The organism is Shinella sp. AETb1-6, from assembly GCF_009826875.1.
GTDB lineage: Bacteria > Pseudomonadota > Alphaproteobacteria > Rhizobiales > Rhizobiaceae > Shinella > Shinella sumterensis.
In genome coordinates, this window is the sequence record NZ_WUMM01000015.1 from 25,460 (window position 1) to 40,990 (window position 15,531).

Annotated in this window: 12 protein-coding genes and 2 pseudogenes; 1 reads left to right on the forward strand and 13 read right to left on the reverse strand. The window is 62.8% G+C overall.

Annotated elements, in window-relative coordinates; genetic code table 11:
- Positions 1-71 precede the first annotated feature (71 nt).
- The 11 genes and pseudogenes from GR158_RS21300 to GR158_RS21350 all read right to left on the reverse strand — a co-directional run bounded on the left by GR158_RS21300 (position 72) and on the right by GR158_RS21350 (position 11,338).
- Positions 72-428 carry a cupin domain-containing protein gene (locus GR158_RS21300; protein WP_134650543.1) on the reverse strand — a complete coding sequence of 119 codons (357 nt, stop codon included), beginning with the start codon at positions 426-428 and terminating at the stop codon, positions 72-74.
- Between the two features lie 135 nt (positions 429-563).
- Positions 564-671 (reverse strand): annotated as a pseudogene (locus GR158_RS21305) (tartrate dehydrogenase); the annotation flags it as partial.
- Between the two features lie 23 nt (positions 672-694).
- Positions 695-2,164, reverse strand: a complete 1,470-nt coding sequence (locus tag GR158_RS21310) for an NAD-dependent succinate-semialdehyde dehydrogenase (RefSeq protein ID WP_160872495.1) — start codon at positions 2,162-2,164, stop codon at positions 695-697.
- Between the two features lie 51 nt (positions 2,165-2,215).
- Positions 2,216-3,640: an aldehyde dehydrogenase family protein gene (locus GR158_RS21315; protein WP_160872496.1), complete on the reverse strand. Its 1,425-nt coding sequence runs from the start codon at positions 3,638-3,640 to the stop codon at positions 2,216-2,218.
- A gap of 16 nt (positions 3,641-3,656) precedes the next feature.
- Complete coding sequence (locus GR158_RS21320) at positions 3,657-5,351, reverse strand: GMC family oxidoreductase (protein WP_160872497.1); 1,695 nt, start codon at positions 5,349-5,351, stop codon at positions 3,657-3,659.
- Positions 5,348-6,145: an ABC transporter permease gene (locus tag GR158_RS21325; RefSeq protein WP_134650539.1), complete on the reverse strand. Its 798-nt coding sequence runs from the start codon at positions 6,143-6,145 to the stop codon at positions 5,348-5,350. The genes GR158_RS21320 and GR158_RS21325 overlap by 4 nt, the downstream gene beginning before the upstream one ends.
- Positions 6,146-6,148: 3 nt before the next feature.
- Positions 6,149-7,021: an ABC transporter permease gene (locus GR158_RS21330; RefSeq protein WP_160872498.1), complete on the reverse strand. Its 873-nt coding sequence runs from the start codon at positions 7,019-7,021 to the stop codon at positions 6,149-6,151.
- Positions 7,022-7,190: 169 nt separating this feature from the next.
- A pseudogene (locus GR158_RS21335) lies at positions 7,191-8,087 on the reverse strand (ABC transporter substrate-binding protein); the annotation flags it as partial.
- Positions 8,088-8,147: 60 nt separating this feature from the next.
- On the reverse strand, positions 8,148-9,446 hold the full coding sequence (locus tag GR158_RS21340; RefSeq protein ID WP_160872500.1) for an FAD-binding oxidoreductase: 1,299 nt from the start codon (positions 9,444-9,446) through the stop codon (positions 8,148-8,150).
- Positions 9,447-9,478: 32 nt separating this feature from the next.
- Complete coding sequence (locus GR158_RS21345; RefSeq protein ID WP_134650535.1) at positions 9,479-10,210, reverse strand: HAD-IA family hydrolase; 732 nt, start codon at positions 10,208-10,210, stop codon at positions 9,479-9,481.
- Positions 10,211-10,246: 36 nt separating this feature from the next.
- Complete coding sequence (locus GR158_RS21350) at positions 10,247-11,338, reverse strand: ABC transporter ATP-binding protein (RefSeq protein WP_160872501.1); 1,092 nt, start codon at positions 11,336-11,338, stop codon at positions 10,247-10,249.
- Positions 11,339-11,571: 233 nt separating this feature from the next.
- Between GR158_RS21350 and GR158_RS21355 the strand changes: the two genes are divergently transcribed.
- On the forward strand, positions 11,572-12,519 hold the full coding sequence (locus GR158_RS21355) for a LysR family transcriptional regulator (RefSeq protein ID WP_160872502.1): 948 nt from the start codon (positions 11,572-11,574) through the stop codon (positions 12,517-12,519).
- Positions 12,520-12,684: 165 nt separating this feature from the next.
- Here the strand turns inward: GR158_RS21355 and GR158_RS21360 are convergent, their stop codons facing one another.
- A complete protein-coding gene (locus GR158_RS21360) occupies positions 12,685-14,136 on the reverse strand; it encodes an NAD-dependent succinate-semialdehyde dehydrogenase (RefSeq protein WP_160872503.1) in 1,452 nt (483 codons plus the stop codon).
- Entirely contained in the window at positions 14,133-15,437 is a 1,305-nt protein-coding gene (gabT, locus tag GR158_RS21365; RefSeq protein ID WP_160872504.1) for a 4-aminobutyrate--2-oxoglutarate transaminase, read from the reverse strand. Before gabT ends, GR158_RS21360 begins: the two co-directional genes overlap by 4 nt.
- Between the last annotated feature and the right edge of the window lie 94 nt (positions 15,438-15,531).

Genomic DNA, 15,531 nt, shown 5'->3' on the forward strand with positions numbered 1-15,531 from the left:
ATGTCGCTGCACAGCACCGACGAAAGGCCGGCGGGACTGGCCGAGCGCAGGCGTTGAACGCCTGCCTCCGATCACGGCGATACGATCACCCAGAGCTTGCGTACGGTCTCGATCGTTCGCCACGTACCGACGAAGCCGGGCCGCATGGTGAACGTATCGCCGGCGACGAAGCGGCGAGGCGCGTGGCCGTCTTCGGTTAGTTCCACGATACCGGAGAGGATGGTGCAATATTCCCAGGTTTCGCCCTTGATCGAGCGGGTCGCGCCAGGTGTGGCTTCCCAGATTCCCGAGCGGATACGGCCGTCATCGACATTATCCTGTTCCCAGGTTTTATAGGACGGGTCACCGTCGACCAGACGCTCTGGCAGGGCCTTGCTCTCGCGCGGCGTGCCGGGATTATCGAGCTGGAAGGCGATCAGGTTGGACATGGAATAAACCTTTCAGACTATGTCAGGACAGCAGTTCGGCGATAGCCTTGCCGCAGGTCTGGGTGTCGGCGGCACCGCCTAGGTCGCGGGTGCGCAGCTTCGGTTCCCTCAGCACGGTCTCGATGGCGCGCATGAGCCGTGACGGCGCGAAGCCGCTTCCAGCGCCCTGATGCCTTCCGGCATGACTTCCCGGCCGATACCGTCGCCGGCAATCACGGCGATATCGTAGATCCGTTCGCTCATCGTCTCTCTCCCGCCTCCGTCCATCAGATCGGCTGCGCCTTCAGGCCGCCGACGTGGAAGGTCTTGACCTCGAGATATTCTTCCATGCCGGTAGGGCCGCCCTCCCGGCCGAGGCCGGACTGCTTGACGCCGCCGAAGGGGGCCACTTCCATCGAGACGCTGCCGGTGTTGAGGCCGACCATGCCGAATTCCAGCGCCTCGCCGACACGCCAGGCGCGATGCAGGTTCTCGGTGAAGAAATACGCGGCAAGACCATAGGGCGTTCCATTGGCGATTTCGATCGCTTCCGTCTCGCTCTCGAAGCGAAACAGCGGCGCGACCGGACCGAAGGTCTCCTCGCTGGCGAGGCGCATGGCAGTGGTCGCTCCTGTCAGCACAGCCGGTGCGACATAGCGCTCTCCCATCGGCAGATCGTCTCGCGGCGTGATGTTTCTGGCGCCAAGCGCCATCGCATCATCGAGATGGGTGTTGATCTTTCTGACGGCTGCGACATTGATCATCGGGCCGATCTGGGTGCCGTCATCCACGCCAGGACCGACACGCATCGCCCGAACGCGTGCAGCGAGCTTTTCGGCGAAGGCATCGTAAATGCCGGCCTGGACGAGCAACCGGTTGGCACAGACACAGGTCTGGCCGCCGTTGCGAAACTTGGACACAATGGCGGCTTCCACCGCCGCATCGAGATCGGCGTCGTCAAAGACGATGAAGGGCGCATTGCCGCCGAGTTCGAGACTGAGCCGTTTCACCGTCGGAGCGCATTGTGCCATCAGCACCGAACCGACGGCCGTCGAGCCGGTGAAGGATATCTTGCGGACATCGGGGCTGGCGGTCAGCGTTGCACCGATGATTTTCGGCAGGCCGGTGACGATGTTGATGACGCCGGCAGGAATGCCGGCACGTTCTGCCAGCAGGCCCAGCGCAAGCGCCGAATAGGGCGTAAGGTCCGACGGCTTGATGACGACGGTGCAGCCGGCGGCCAGCGCCGGCGCGCATTTGCGCGTGATCATCGCATTGGGGAAGTTCCAGGGCGTGATAACGGCCGCGACACCGACGGGCTCCTTGCTGACCAGGATGCGGCGGTCCGTCGTCGGCGCCGGGATCGACATGCCGTAGCTGCGGCGGGCCTCCTCGGCGAACCACTTAATGAAGGTCGCACCATAGAGGATTTCGCCCCGTGCCTCGGCCAGCGGCTTGCCCTGTTCCAAGGTCATGATCAGCGCCAGGTCGTCGGCATTTTCGATCAGCAGGTCATGCCAGCGCTCAAGAAGGCGCGCCCGCTCGGCGGCTGTCGTGAGCCGCCAGGTCCTGAAGGCCGCTGCCGCCGCGGCGATCGCGCGCTCCGTATCCTCGGCGCTGCAATCTGGCACCGTGCCGATCACCGCCCCGGTAGCCGGGTCGTCGACGGTCACCGTGGCACCGCCCGCGGCGCCGGTCCAGGCACCGCCGATCAGCGCCTGCTGAATGAAAAGCGAGGGATCTTTGAGTTTAAGCATGTTTTCACCTGTCTAGTGCCGCTGCGACGTGTATCGCGGCGGCCGAGAGCATCAATCGCCGAAGCCGACGATCCCCTTGATTTCCGTGAATTCGTGGAGGCCGAACTTGCCGTATTCGCGGCCGTTGCCCGACTGCTTGTAGCCACCGAAGGGGGCGGCGCCATCCCAGGCAGAGTCGTTGAGGCGGACGACGCCCGTCCTCAGCCGACGGGCGAAGGCGCGCGCCTCTGCGGGCTCGCCCTGAACATAGGATGCCAGGCCATAGGGCGTGTCGTTGGCGATGTCGGCGGCCTCGTCCTCGCTGCCGTAGCCGAGGATGCACAGGACGGGGCCGAAAATCTCCTCACGCGCGATCGTCATGTCGTTCGTCACCCGGGCGAAAACCGTTGGTCGGACGTAATAGCCCGCACTGAGGTGCTCCGGGCGATCGGGACCACCGACCACCAGTTCCGCCCCCTCATCGATGCCCTTGCGGATGAGGCCCTGGATCTTGTCGAACTGCGCCTCGCTGACGACAGGGCCGATCTCGCTTGCCGGATCGCACGGTGCGCCGACACGGACCGCTTCGGCTGCCTGCCGGGCAATACCGATCGCCTCGTCCATGTCCTCCGCCGGCACCAGAAGTCGCGTCGGCGCATTGCAGGACTGGCCGGAATTGGCGAAGCACTTGTCCACGCCGGCGCGGACGGCCGCAGCGAGGTTGGCGCTTCTCAAGACGATATTGGGCGACTTGCCGCCCAATTCCTGATGGACACGCTTGACGGTCGGTGCCGCCGCGTGGGCGACCGAGACGCCCGCACGCGTCGAGCCGGTAAACGATACCATATCGATATCGGGATGGCTGGCGAGCATTGCACCGACGGTCGGGCCGTCGCCGTTCACCAGATTGAACACGCCCTTCGGCACACCGGCTTCGTGCAGGATTTCGGCGAAAAGGATGGCGTTGACGGGAGCGATTTCGGACGGCTTCAAAACCATGGTGCAGCCGGTGGCGAGCGCTGGTGCCACCTTGCAGGCGATTTGGTTCATCGGCCAGTTCCATGGCGTGATCATGCCAACCACGCCAACCGGCTCATGGACGATCCGCGTCGTGCCTTGCATATATTCGAAGGAAAACTCCCGCATCGCGCGGATGGTTTGAGCGAAATGGGCAACCCCGATGCCCGCCTGCTCATCCCGTGCCATCCGGCGCGGCGCACCCATCTCGCGCGAAATCATGTCTCCGATCTCGTCGTTGCGCTGCTTCAGAAGGTCGAGAATGCGTTCCAGCAGAGCAAGACGTTCCTCGTGCTTCGTCAAGGAAAAACTCGCGAACGCGCGGCGGGCGGCAAGGATGGCCCGCTCGGCATCGGCCGCCGTCCCCATCGCAATCTCCGCAAAAGGTTGTTCGGTGGCGGGATCGATGACCGCGAGCCGCTGGCCGCCGATCGGGTCGACCCACGCGCCGTCGATGTAGAATTTCAGATATTTGTCCATTTCGTCTCCAATCGCTTCAGCGGCCGGCCAGGATAAAGTCGGCGACCCGCTCGGCAATCATGATCGTCGGGATGTTGGTATTGGCACGCGGGATGGACGGCATCAGCGACGCGTCGCAGACCCGCAGGCCCTCGACGCCGTAAACCCGGCCTGTGGGCGACGTCACCGCCATCGGATCGTCGGCCGGCCCCATACGGCATGTCCCGGACGGATGCCATGTTCCGCCCACATGGCGCCGGACGAACTCCGTCAAGGCAGCGTCGTCCTCCAGCAGTCCCCGCATCGTCGTGCCGAGCGTGATCGCCGAATGCACCAGCGCCGTCCGCAGAGGCCCGGACACATCGAGAAGGGCGGACAGCAGACCGCGCTGCACCGCGTTCGCCGTTCCCGGTACGGCGACTTTCGCCACACGCGGGGAATAGCTTGAGGGGAAGATCGTACCTCTGTGGCCTTCCATCAACGGATCAGAGAGCACCTCGGCCCCCATGCGCAAGGCAAGCTTGAGGCGCTCAAGGTCCCGTTCGTCGCTCAGCATGCGAAAATCGACGTCGGGTTCGGCTTTGGGATCGGTGGAGGCGAGCCTCACGAAACCGCGCGAGTAGGACTTGTTGACCCAGAAGAACAGGCTGCCGAGGCGACGCCCTACGGAATGCCAGCCGGACCGGGACAGGATGGCCGCATGCATGTCGCCGACAGGACTGTCGCCAAGGCCGGACGAAAAGCGCCAAATCGCCTGTTCGTGGTGCTCCGCCCTGTCGCGCACCCGCATATGCGGCGGCAGATAGGCGGCAACGGCGATGGACGGATGCTCCATCAGATTGGTCCCGACGCCTTCGCGCGCGGCAACCACGCCGGCACCGACCGATGCGAGATTGCCGGCAGGACCTATGCCGGACCGCATCAGCAAGGCGGGCGTATGGATCGCGCCGGCCGAAACGATCACCTCGGCAGCCCTCACCGTTTCCGAGGATGCGCCCGAAAGCGTGGCACCCGTCGCACGCCGCCCCTCGAACAGGATGCGCTGTGCCACGCTTTCGGTGATGATCCGCAGATTGGGCCGACTGCGCACGTCGGCCGTGAGATAGGCAAGGGAGGTCGGTAATCTTTCGCCCTTGTCGCTGACGGCGATCGCGCCGCGGAATGCGCCGTCCTCCCAAAGACCGTTCTGGTCCGGCCGGATCGGGTGGCCGCGCCGGTCGAGCGTCTTCATGACGCGATCCACGAAGGGCGAAATCCGGTCGTCCGATATGCGGCGGATTGTCAGCGGTCCCTCCGTTCCGTGCAGGGGGCCGGTGAAATCCCTGTCGGTTTCGATCTTCAGGAAATAGGGCAGGCATTCTTCCCACGTCCAGCCATCCGCCCCCAGCGCCTGCCATTCGGCATAGTCGCCCGGCGCGCCGCGGTTGGCCATCAGGGCGTTGATCGCCGAACCGCCGCCCAGCAACCGCGCCTGCTCGTAGGTTCGTGACGGGCGGGGCGCCGAATTGGAGCGGGCATAGCCCATTAAAGCCGTCAGCGACGACCAGATATTGCGCGTGTCGAGATAGGCGCGGCCTGGATAGCGGCTGCGCACGTCGTCGGGAATGTCATCGGCCGAAATATTGCGCCCGGCCTCGACCAGCACGACCGTTCGCCTCGGGTCGGCGGAGAGGCGTGCGGCCAGGACGCAGCCGGCCGAACCGCCACCCAGGATCAGATGATCGACGATCATGCCTCTCGCCCTTGAGAGCGTTCCGTATTGCGGGCAGCGAGCGCCGCAAGCATCAGCAGGATGAAGGAGATCGCCGTCAGCAACGAACTGATCGAGGCGATCGTCGGATCGATCTCGTCACGCAGTGCCGTGAACATGCGCTTGGTCAGGGTCTGATTTTCGCCGCCGGAGATGAAGAGCGAAACCACGGTCTCGTCGATCGCCGAGATGAAGGCGAACAGCATGCCGGAGATGACGCTCGGCCGAATCTGCGGCAAAGTGACGGCGAAAAAAGTGCGCCAGCGGTTCATGCCGAGGCTTCGCGATACCATTTCCTGGGTGTGATCGAACTTGCGCAAACCGACCAGGACAGCCGTCACGACATAGGGCAGGCCGAGCATGACGTTGGCCAGGATGAGACCGGTCATAGAGGCCAGCAGCCCGACTTGCGCATAGACGAGGAAGACGCCGACGGCCGTGATGACGATCGGGACGATCAGCGGCAGCAGCAACAGGGCCTGCAGGCTGCGGACCAGACGCGATTGCGTAAGGTTCAAGGCGTAGGCCGCGGCCGTTCCGAGGATTGTCGCGAGGATGGCGCTGACGACCGCGACGACCAAGCTCACGCGGGTCGCCTGCATCCAGGCCGCGCTTCCAAGATAGGCTTCATACCAGCGCAGCGACCATGACGGTGGCGGGAAGGCAAGGAAACGCGCGCCGGAGAACGACATGGGCAGGATGATCAGGATCGGAATGATCAGCCAAGCCAGGATGAGGGTCACGAAACCGTAAAGTAAAACTCTCGACAGGCTCATGCGTCACCTCGTTCCCATGATGCGTTCGAACGGTATCAACAGGCTGACAAGTCGGAAGATGAGGAACACGCAAACCATCAGCACGACGCTGATCGAAGAGGCGGCACCCCATTCGTTGTAGACTTCGATATTGCGCGAGACCAGCATCGAGACCATGTAGGTGCGCCCGCCGCCCAGCAGTTCCGGCGTGATGTAGAAGCCGAGCGTCAGCACGAACACCAGCACCATGCCGGCAATCATGCCCGGAAGCGACAAGGGCAGGAAAACGCGCAGGAAGACATGCAGCGGCGATCCGCCGAGACTGGCACCGGCCATGGTCAATTCGCCGGGGATCTTCTTCATCGTCGCATAGAGCGGCAGGACCATGAAGGGCAGCAGGATATGGATCGTCGCCATGACCGTGCCGAACTCGTTGTTGACCAGCTTGAGCGGAGCGTCGATCAGGCCCGAACCGGTCAGGGCCGAGTTGATGATACCGTTACGCTGAAGCAGGATCAGCCACGCATAGGCACGCACCAGCACCGACGTCCAGAACGGCAGCAGCACCATCGTCAGCACGACGATACTCCACCGTTGGGACAGTCCCGCCGCCACATAGGCGACGGGATAGCCGAGCAGAACCGTCATCGCCGTGACGATCGCGGCGATGCGAAAGGTTTGCAGGAAGGTCATCCAGTAGACCGGGTCCGTCAGGAATCGCTCGTAGTGCGCCAGCGTGAACCCACCGTCCTGCCGGACGGACTGCCAGGCCAGCCACAGGAGCGGCAAGACCAGCAGAACGACGACGACCAGCAAGGCGGGTGCAAGCAACATGATCATGAGCCTCTGCTCGCGCCGGTCATGCTGTTGCGACAGATCTTGTGTCGATCCTGCCATAAATGGACCCTCCAAAGGCCGACGGTTACTGCTGGATAAACGTCGCCCAGCGCTTCTGTGCCTCTTCGCCGGCCGGCGAGCTCCACCATTCGTCCGACACCAGGACCTGCAACTCGGCGTTCTCCGGCGAACTGGGCATTTCCGCCGCGCGCTCCGGCGAGATCTTGCCGGTCTTGTAAGCCTCAGGGTTGCCCGGACCGTAATCGATATAGGTCGGGAAATTCGCCTGGATTTCCGGCGTCAGCGCGGCATTGACGAATTTGACGGCGGTTTCGAGGTTCGGCGCGCCCTTGAGGATGCACAGCGACGTGTATTGCAGGAAGCCTTGATTGAAGGAGTAACCGATCGGTGCACCCTCCTTCACGACGGCTGCCACGCGGCCGTTCCACGCCATTTCCATGTCCACTTCGCCATCCGCCAGCAACTGTGCGGACTGCGCACCTGAAGTCCACCAAACCGCCACATGCGGCTTGATCTCCTCGAGCTTCTTGAAGGCGCGGTCGACATCGAGCGGATAGAGCTTGTCGGCCGGCACGCCATCGGCGAGCAGCGCGGCTTCAAGTGTCGCCAGCGGATGGTTGCGCAGCGCGCGAGTGCCCGGGAACTTCTTGACGTCCCAGAAATCGGCCCAGGTCTTGGGAGGATTGTCGCCGAACTTTTCCTTGTTGTAAGCGAGCACGCTCGAATAGAATTCGTAGGCGACAGAATACGGGCTCTTGTATTCAGCCGGCATTTTCTCTGCATTGGGGATCTTCGAGAAGTCGAGCTTCTCGATCATGCCCTGCTCGCCCCCGCGGATGCAGTCCTTCGGCGGGGTGTCGATCACGTCCCAGATGACCTTGCCGGATGCCGTTTGTGTCTTGAGCACCGGCCAGGCGTCGGGCGAGCTGTCCTGGTTGACGGTGATGCCGAGCAGTTCGGCGACCGGATCGAGGATCGCCTTGGTCTGGGCTTCCTGGTAGGCGCCGCCTTGGGACACGAAAGTGATCTGCTCGGCGGAAGCCATGCCGGCGGTGAAGATCGTCGCGCTTGCGGATAGCACGATCATAGAAAGTCTGGAATTCATAAGTCGTTCTCCTCTTTATAGACGGGCGTAACGCCGCTGATGGCATGCGACTTCCGGGTCTTAACGCCCGATTGCATCGAGGAACTGGTACCAGCCGGCGACAAGGCGGACGGCTGGCTTCCTGATGGGATAGAATGGCACGGGCTTGAGCGGCTCGGAGGTCAGGAGCCCGAGATCGGGCTCCTCGCCCGCAACCATGGCCGCGACGTAGCGGCCCATGTTCGATGCCAGCGCGACGCCTGTGCCGTTATAGCCGAGAGCATAGACCACGCGGTCGTCGAGCCGGCCCAGATGGGGAATGCTGTTCATGGTCATGGCGACGAGCCCCGACCAGCGGTGCGTGACCGAAACCGAACCAAGTTCGGGAAACTGCCGCACCATCGCCTTTTCCAGCGCTGCAAAAGCGCTTCCGGAATCGGCCGTGCCGAAGGCGCCGCGGCCGCCATACATCAGCCGGTCGCCGGCTCTACGGAACCAGCGCATCATGCGGCGCGTCTCGGTATAGCTGCGGCCCTGCGACAGCAGGGAAGAACCGGCCAAAGGCTCTGTCGCAATCATCGCCGAGCGGAAGGGAATGAGGGATTTCCGTACCGCGGATGTCGCCGGCGTCAGGTCGGAATAGGAATTGGTGGCGATCACCACCTGCCGCGCCGAGACTGTGCCGCCCGGCGTTTCGAGCACGACGCCGTCCCGATCGCGCCGCATCCCCGTGACCGCCGACTTCTCGTGAATAGCGATCCCCTCAGCCTTCAGGCCGGCCGCCAATCCGAGCACGAAGTTCAGCGGATGGATGATGCCGCCATGGGTGTTCAGCATGCCGCCGACGAAATCGCGCGAGCCGGTCTCCGCCTCCATCTCCTCGGGAGACAGGATTGTGCAGGCATGGTCGCCGAGAGATCCTCGTAACCACTCGACTTCCTTCTTGAGGCCGTCGAGCGAGATCTCGTTATGGGCGCAGCGCAGCGAACCTGTCGGGCGGTAGTCGGCGTCGGCGATGCCGTAGTCCGACACCAGTTCGCCGACATGGTCGATCGCCTCGATGCCGAGATCGTGCATGCGCCTCGCCGTTTCGAGGCCATAGCGTGAAGCGATATCGGAAAAGGCCAGCCGGAATTTTCCGGATACGACGCCGCCATTGCGACCGCTGGCGCCCCAGCCGATCTGGCTCGCCTCCAGCACCACCGCGGAAAGGCCGCGGCGGGCAAGGTAGCGCGCAGTCGACAGCCCGGTATAGCCGCCGCCGATAATGGCGACGTCGAACCGATGACCGCCCGACAGCCGGTCGAAGGCGGGCCGGTGCGAAGCCGTCTCCTGCCATAGGGACTGGATGTCGGGAAAGGGAGGACGGGGGGCGGTCATCGGTCTTGCTCGTTCTCGATCCGGTTGTCTAATCAGGCTGCCGTCGCCGCCTTCACGCCGGCCGCAAGTTCCGCGTCGACCGCATCTGCCAGTTGTCCGAGGCTCGCGAAGTGGAAGTCTGGCTTGGTAACCACCTTCGGCACCGGCGTGCCGCCGAAACCCTGCTGGCCCTGGCGACGCTCGATCCAGCAGGTCGTGTAGCCGAGTTCGCGGGCGACACCGATATCGTGATGCTGGCTCTGCGCGACATGCAGGATTTCCGACTGCTTGAAGCCGAAGGCCGACTGGCGGCCCTTGTTGTAGGCGAAGAACTGCGGATTGGGCTTGGCGCAGCCGGTTTCGTCACAAGTAATGCTGTCGTGGAACGGGTTGCCGAGCGTATCGGAATAGGCAGAAAACGCGGTCCGGTCGGCATTTGTCATGGCGACGAGGCGGAAATTCTTGCGCAGGCGCGCCAGAGCCTCGACGGAATCGGCGAAGGCCGGCCAACGCAGCACAGCGAGCTGGAAGGCTTCCGCCGTGGCGTCGTCATTCTTGTAGCCGTTCTCCGCAGCGAGCGAGAGATAAACGTCCTTCATCGCGAAGGAGGAGCGACCATAGAACTTGTCGCGGCCGCGCTTGTAGGGCTCGAAGATCTCGTCGTCGCTTGCCTTGGCAGCCTTGTCACCGCCCAGCGCGCGCACGGCATTGAGCACGCCGCTTTCGAAATCGATCAAAGTACCGACCACGTCGAAGGTCATGACTTTGAATTGTGTTAATTGCATAATCTTCATCCTTGTTGACCGTAGTGAATGGATCCGTCAGCCCGCTTCGGGAACGATGACCGTGTCTTCCGGGTGGAGCGCGAGGGTTATCGCCTCGCCCGGCGATTTCATCAGCGCGCGGCCGGCATGATTGCTGGGAAGCCTGAAGCTCATTTCGCCGCCGTCATCGAGCTTCACGAAAACCCGAATGCTTTCGCCCTGGTAGAGCGTGTCTGTGACCGTGCCGGAGAGCCTGTTGCTGGCTTCTGGCTCCGAACCGTAGGCCACGACGAGCTTTTCGGAATGGACCACGAGATGCAGGTTCGACCCGGCCGGCATGGGATGCGCCGTCTTCAGCGCCTGCTGGCCGAGGCGCACAACGCTGTCGCTTTCGCGCTGAACCGGCAGCAAGGTCGCCTCCCCGATGAAGCTGGCGACGAAGGTATTGGCGGGGTGATCGTGCAGGCGCTCGGGCGTATCGACCTGCACCAGTTTACCCCTGTTCATGATCGCTACTCGGTCGCTCATCGTCAGTGCCTCCCGCTGGTCGTGGGTGACATAGATGATCGTGGAGCCGAGCCTCTTGTGCAGGCGCTTCAGTTCGATCTGCATGTTTTCACGCAGCTGCTTGTCGAGCGCCGAGAGCGGCTCGTCCATCAGGATCAGGCCCGGCTCGAAGATCATGGCGCGTGCAAGGGCAACACGCTGACGCTGGCCTCCCGAAAGCTCGTGGATCTTCCGGTTTTCGTAGCCCGTCAATTCGACCATCTCGAGCGCCGACGCCAACCTATCCGGCCATGTCGCCTTTGGCAGGCGGCGCGCCCGCAGCGGGAAGGTGATGTTCTCGCCCACACTCATATGTGGAAAAAGGGCGTAGTTCTGGAAGACGATGCCAATCTCACGCTTGTGCGGCGGCTCAAATGTAATATCGCGATTACCCAGCCAGATGGAGCCCGCACTCGGCTGGACGAAACCACCCAGGATGCCGAGAAGCGTCGTCTTGCCGGAACCGGACGGGCCGAGAATGGAGACGAACTCGCCCTGGGCGACATCGAGGCTTACATCATCGAGTGCGCGAAAGGGCCCGTAGGACTTCGTGGCCTGCCTGATGGAAACGCCGACGCGCGCTCTTTCTTGTTGATTAATCATATGATTCCACTGCACAATTCTACCTCGTCCGGCATGAGGCCGCAGCACGGTAGCTGGTTCTCGCTGAAACAGAAATGGAGAGGTGGTTCGGCGCATCTGGCATCCGAACCGGCATCAATCCATGACGTTCCCCTTGTCATCTGGAAGGTCTTTTGCCTTCGTTATCGATCAACAGACCAAACAAGATCGCTTGGCGCAATTGAAAAAATATTGGAAGGGTGTTACATCATGTAATGACGTTTCTTCGCCGCTCCCTGCCATCAATGAATGGCCTCTTCACGTTCGAGGCCGCTGCGCGCAGCGGTAGCTTCTCTCGCGCGGCTGAAGAGCTGAACGTGACGCCGGCCGCGGTCAGCCGGATGATGTCGCGGCTCGAGGAACATCTTGGTACGGCATTGTTTCTTCGCCAGCCCGGCGGCGTGACGCTGACGGAAGCAGGCTCTTTGCTGTTCGATGCGATCGGCCGCGGCTTCGCCGGCATCGAAAGCGCATTGCGCGAGATCGAGGATCGCCGGACGGGTATCGAAACGGTGTCACTTTCGGTTTCGACAGGCTTCACCACCCATTGGATGATGCCGCGAATGGCGGAGTTCAAGAAGGAATTTCCCGCTGTCGATCTGAGATTCCAGCTCGTGATGGGCGCGCTGTCAGGTTCGGTGAATGATGTCGACCTTGGCATGCGCTTTGTCGACGGACCAGACGGCAGGCATGAAGCTGCCTTCGTCATGCCAGAAATCTTGCTGCCGATCTGCAGTCCCGACTACATGAAAAGCCACGTCATATCCGGCGGAAACGTCAGCCGCGTTCCGGATACGACCATCAACCTCAGCGACGCACAGCCGGATTGGTCAAAGCTGTTCACACCGGCCAATGGTCGTGAAACGCACAATTCGATGATTTTTTCGGATTACGCCATTGTCGTTCAGGCAGCGCTTCTGGGTCAAGGCGTCGCGCTCGGCTGGCTCAATGTCGTGGCGCACTGGCTGCGGAACCGCACGCTGGTGCCGGCCCGCGAGCAACTCATGGTAACCGGTCGCCGCTGCCATCTCGTCCGCTTGCGCGACAAGCCCTTCCGCCCCATAGTCGGCCAGGTCCGCGACTGGTTGATTGCAGAATTGACTGAGGACGTCAGAGCCGTGGGAGAGCTATATCCGTCTTTGAATATCGATATCAGGAGGTAAACAGTGTGACCGATTTGCGGATATCAGGTAGTCGATCCGCTCTTTTGGTTTCGACTTCGGCCACGGTTCCGTGGGAAGCCTGAAAGTCATCGGCTTCTCCGTTCCGACAAAAATACCACGCAATCACGGGGTCGGAGTATATGAGGGTCGTAGCCATATCCGCGATCAACCTCTCAAGCCGCCGAAACACGCGTATTTCAGCTCGACATATTCATCAATGCCGTATTTGGAACCTTCGCGACCAAAGCCGCTCTCCTTGATCCCGCCAAATGGCGCAAGCTCCGTCGAAATCAGCCCTTCGTTGATGCCGACCATACCGAATTGAAGCTCTTCGAGCACATGCCAGATACGGCTGATGTCGCGCGCGTAGAAATAGGCCATCAGGCCATAGCGCGTGTCGTTGGCGAGGCGGATGACCTCGGCTTCGTCCTTGAAGCGGAAAACCGGGGCAACCGGGCCAAAAGCCTCTTCATGCGCCAGCCGCATCGAGGCCTGCATGCCACTCAGCACCGTCGGCTCAAACCATGTGCCGCCGAGTGCATGCGGCTTGCCACCGGTCTCGACATGGGCGCCTTGCCCCACGGCGTCACCGATCAGTTCCGCCACTTTCGCAACGGCTTTGGCATTGATCAGCGGGCCCTGCACCACCTCAGACGCGGCACCGTCTCCGACCTTCAGCTTGGCAACCTCTTGCGTCAGCTTCGCCACGAAGGCGTCGTGGATGCCGTCCTGCACATAGATGCGGTTGGTGCAGACACAGGTCTGGCCGGAATTGCGGAACTTCGAAGCGATAGCACCGGCGACGGCGAGATCGAGGTCCGCGTCGTCGAAGACGATGAACGGCGCATTGCCGCCGAGCTCCAGAGAGAGCTTTTTCAGCGTATCAGCGCATTGCCGCATCAGGAGCTTACCGACGGCGGTTGAACCGGTGAAGGAGAGTTTGCGGATGACCGGATGCTCACAGAGCAGACGGCCGATGCCGGCCGCGTCCTTCGACGGCACGATGTTGAGCACGCCGGCCGGGATGCCGGCCTGCCGGGCAAGCTCCGCCATCGCCAACGCCGTCAACGGCGTCTCCTCGGAGGGTTTGACGACCATGGTGCAGCCGGCGGCGAGTGCTGCGGCGGCCTTTCGGGCGATCATCGCCAGCGGAAAGTTCCACGGCGTGATGGCGGCGCAGACACCGATGGGCTGTTTCAGCACGATGAAACGCCGGTCGCGGCCAGCGGACGGGATGACGTCTCCATAGACGCGTTTGGCCTCTTCGGAAAACCAGTCGACAAAGGAGGCGCCGAACGCCACCTCGCCGCGCGCCTCGTAAAGCGGCTTGCCCTGCTCGGCGGTGATCAGCCGGGCAAGGTCTTCCGCGTGCGCCGTGATCAGGTCGAACCACGCACGCAGCAGCTTTGCCCGTTCCTTGGCCGGCCGCGCCCGCCAGTCGGTTAGCGCGCGCTCGGCGGCGCGGATCGCCCGCTCGACGTCGGTGGCGGCAAGATCGGCGACGCGGGCGAGAACCTCGCCCGTCGCCGGATTGCGCACCTCGAAAGTCGCGCCCGTATCCGCAACGGCCCAACCGCCGTCGATGAAAGCCTGGTCGTGAAGCAGCGCAAGCGTCATTGCCCGGCCTCCACCTTTTCCAGGGCCGCCCGCAGGCTGTCCTTCAGGATGGCGATCCCTTCGTCGAGGTGGTCGAAAGGAATGGTCAGCGGCGTCAGCACGCGCACGACATTGCCATGCACGCCGCAGGAAAGCAGCAGCAGGCCCTTTTCGGCGGCGGTGTGCGTGATTGCCTTGACCAGTTCCGGCCAGGGCTGGCGCGTCTCGCGGTCACGCACGAACTCGATCGCCACCATCGCACCGAGACCGCGCACTTCACCTATGCAGGCGAATTCGTTGCCTTCCTGCCAATCCTCGAAGGTCGATTTCAACCGGCTGCCGACCTCGTTGGCGCGATCGATCAGCTTTTCGTGCTCGATGATCTCCATCACGGCGAGCGATGCCGCGCAGGAGAGCGGATTGCCGGCAAAGGTCGAGCCGACGCCGCCCATCGGGATCTTGTCCATGATATCGGCGCGGCCGGTGACGGCAGCGATCGGGAAGCCTCCACCCAGCCCCTTGGCCATGGTGACGATATCGGCGGCGACGCCGGCATGTTCCATTGCGAACATTTTTCCCGTGCGGGCGAAACCTGTCTGGATCTCGTCGGCGATCAGCAGGATGCCGTGTTTGTCGCAGATCTCGCGCAGCGCGCGCAGGAAGGTGACGGGCGCCGGATAGAAACCGCCCTCGCCCTGCACCGGCTCGACGAAAATGCCGGCGACACGCGTTGGATCGACCTCGGAACGGAAAAAGCGGTCGAGCGCGGTCAACGATTCCTGTTCGGAAATGCCGTGATAGGGGATCGGGAACGGCAGGTGGAAGACGTCCGGCACCAGCGGGCCGAAGCCGGCCTTGTAGGGCGTGGTCTTGCCGGTCAGCGTCATCGCCATCAGCGTGCGGCCGTGGAAGCCGCCGGAGAAGGCGACGAAGGCCGAGCGGCCGGTCGCGGCACGGGCGATCTTGGCGGCGTTCTCGATGGCTTCCGCGCCGGTGGAGACGAGAAACGTCTTCTTCGGGAAATCGCCCGGCACCAGGTCGTTCAGCTTCTCGCAGACCGTGACATAGTCGATATAGGGCGTGGTCTGGAACGAGGTGTGCGTGACCTTGTCGAGCTGGTTGCGCACGCGCTCGACCACCTTCGGATGGCGGTGGCCCGTGTTGTTGACGGCGATGCCGGCGGCAAAATCGATGTAGCGCTTGCCTTCGACGTCCCACAGTTCGGCGTTTTCCGCCTTCTCGATATAGACGTCGAGATGTTTCGACAGGCCAGCCGGAATAGCGGCAGCGCGCCGCGCCGTGAAGGCAGCGTTCGTGGACATGGATGTCTCCTTGCACAGTTTGTTATGGCGCGGCGCTATCGCGGCGCTTCAAATTGGCCGGCCCCACCCTCAAAGACGGGGCCGGCGCATCAAT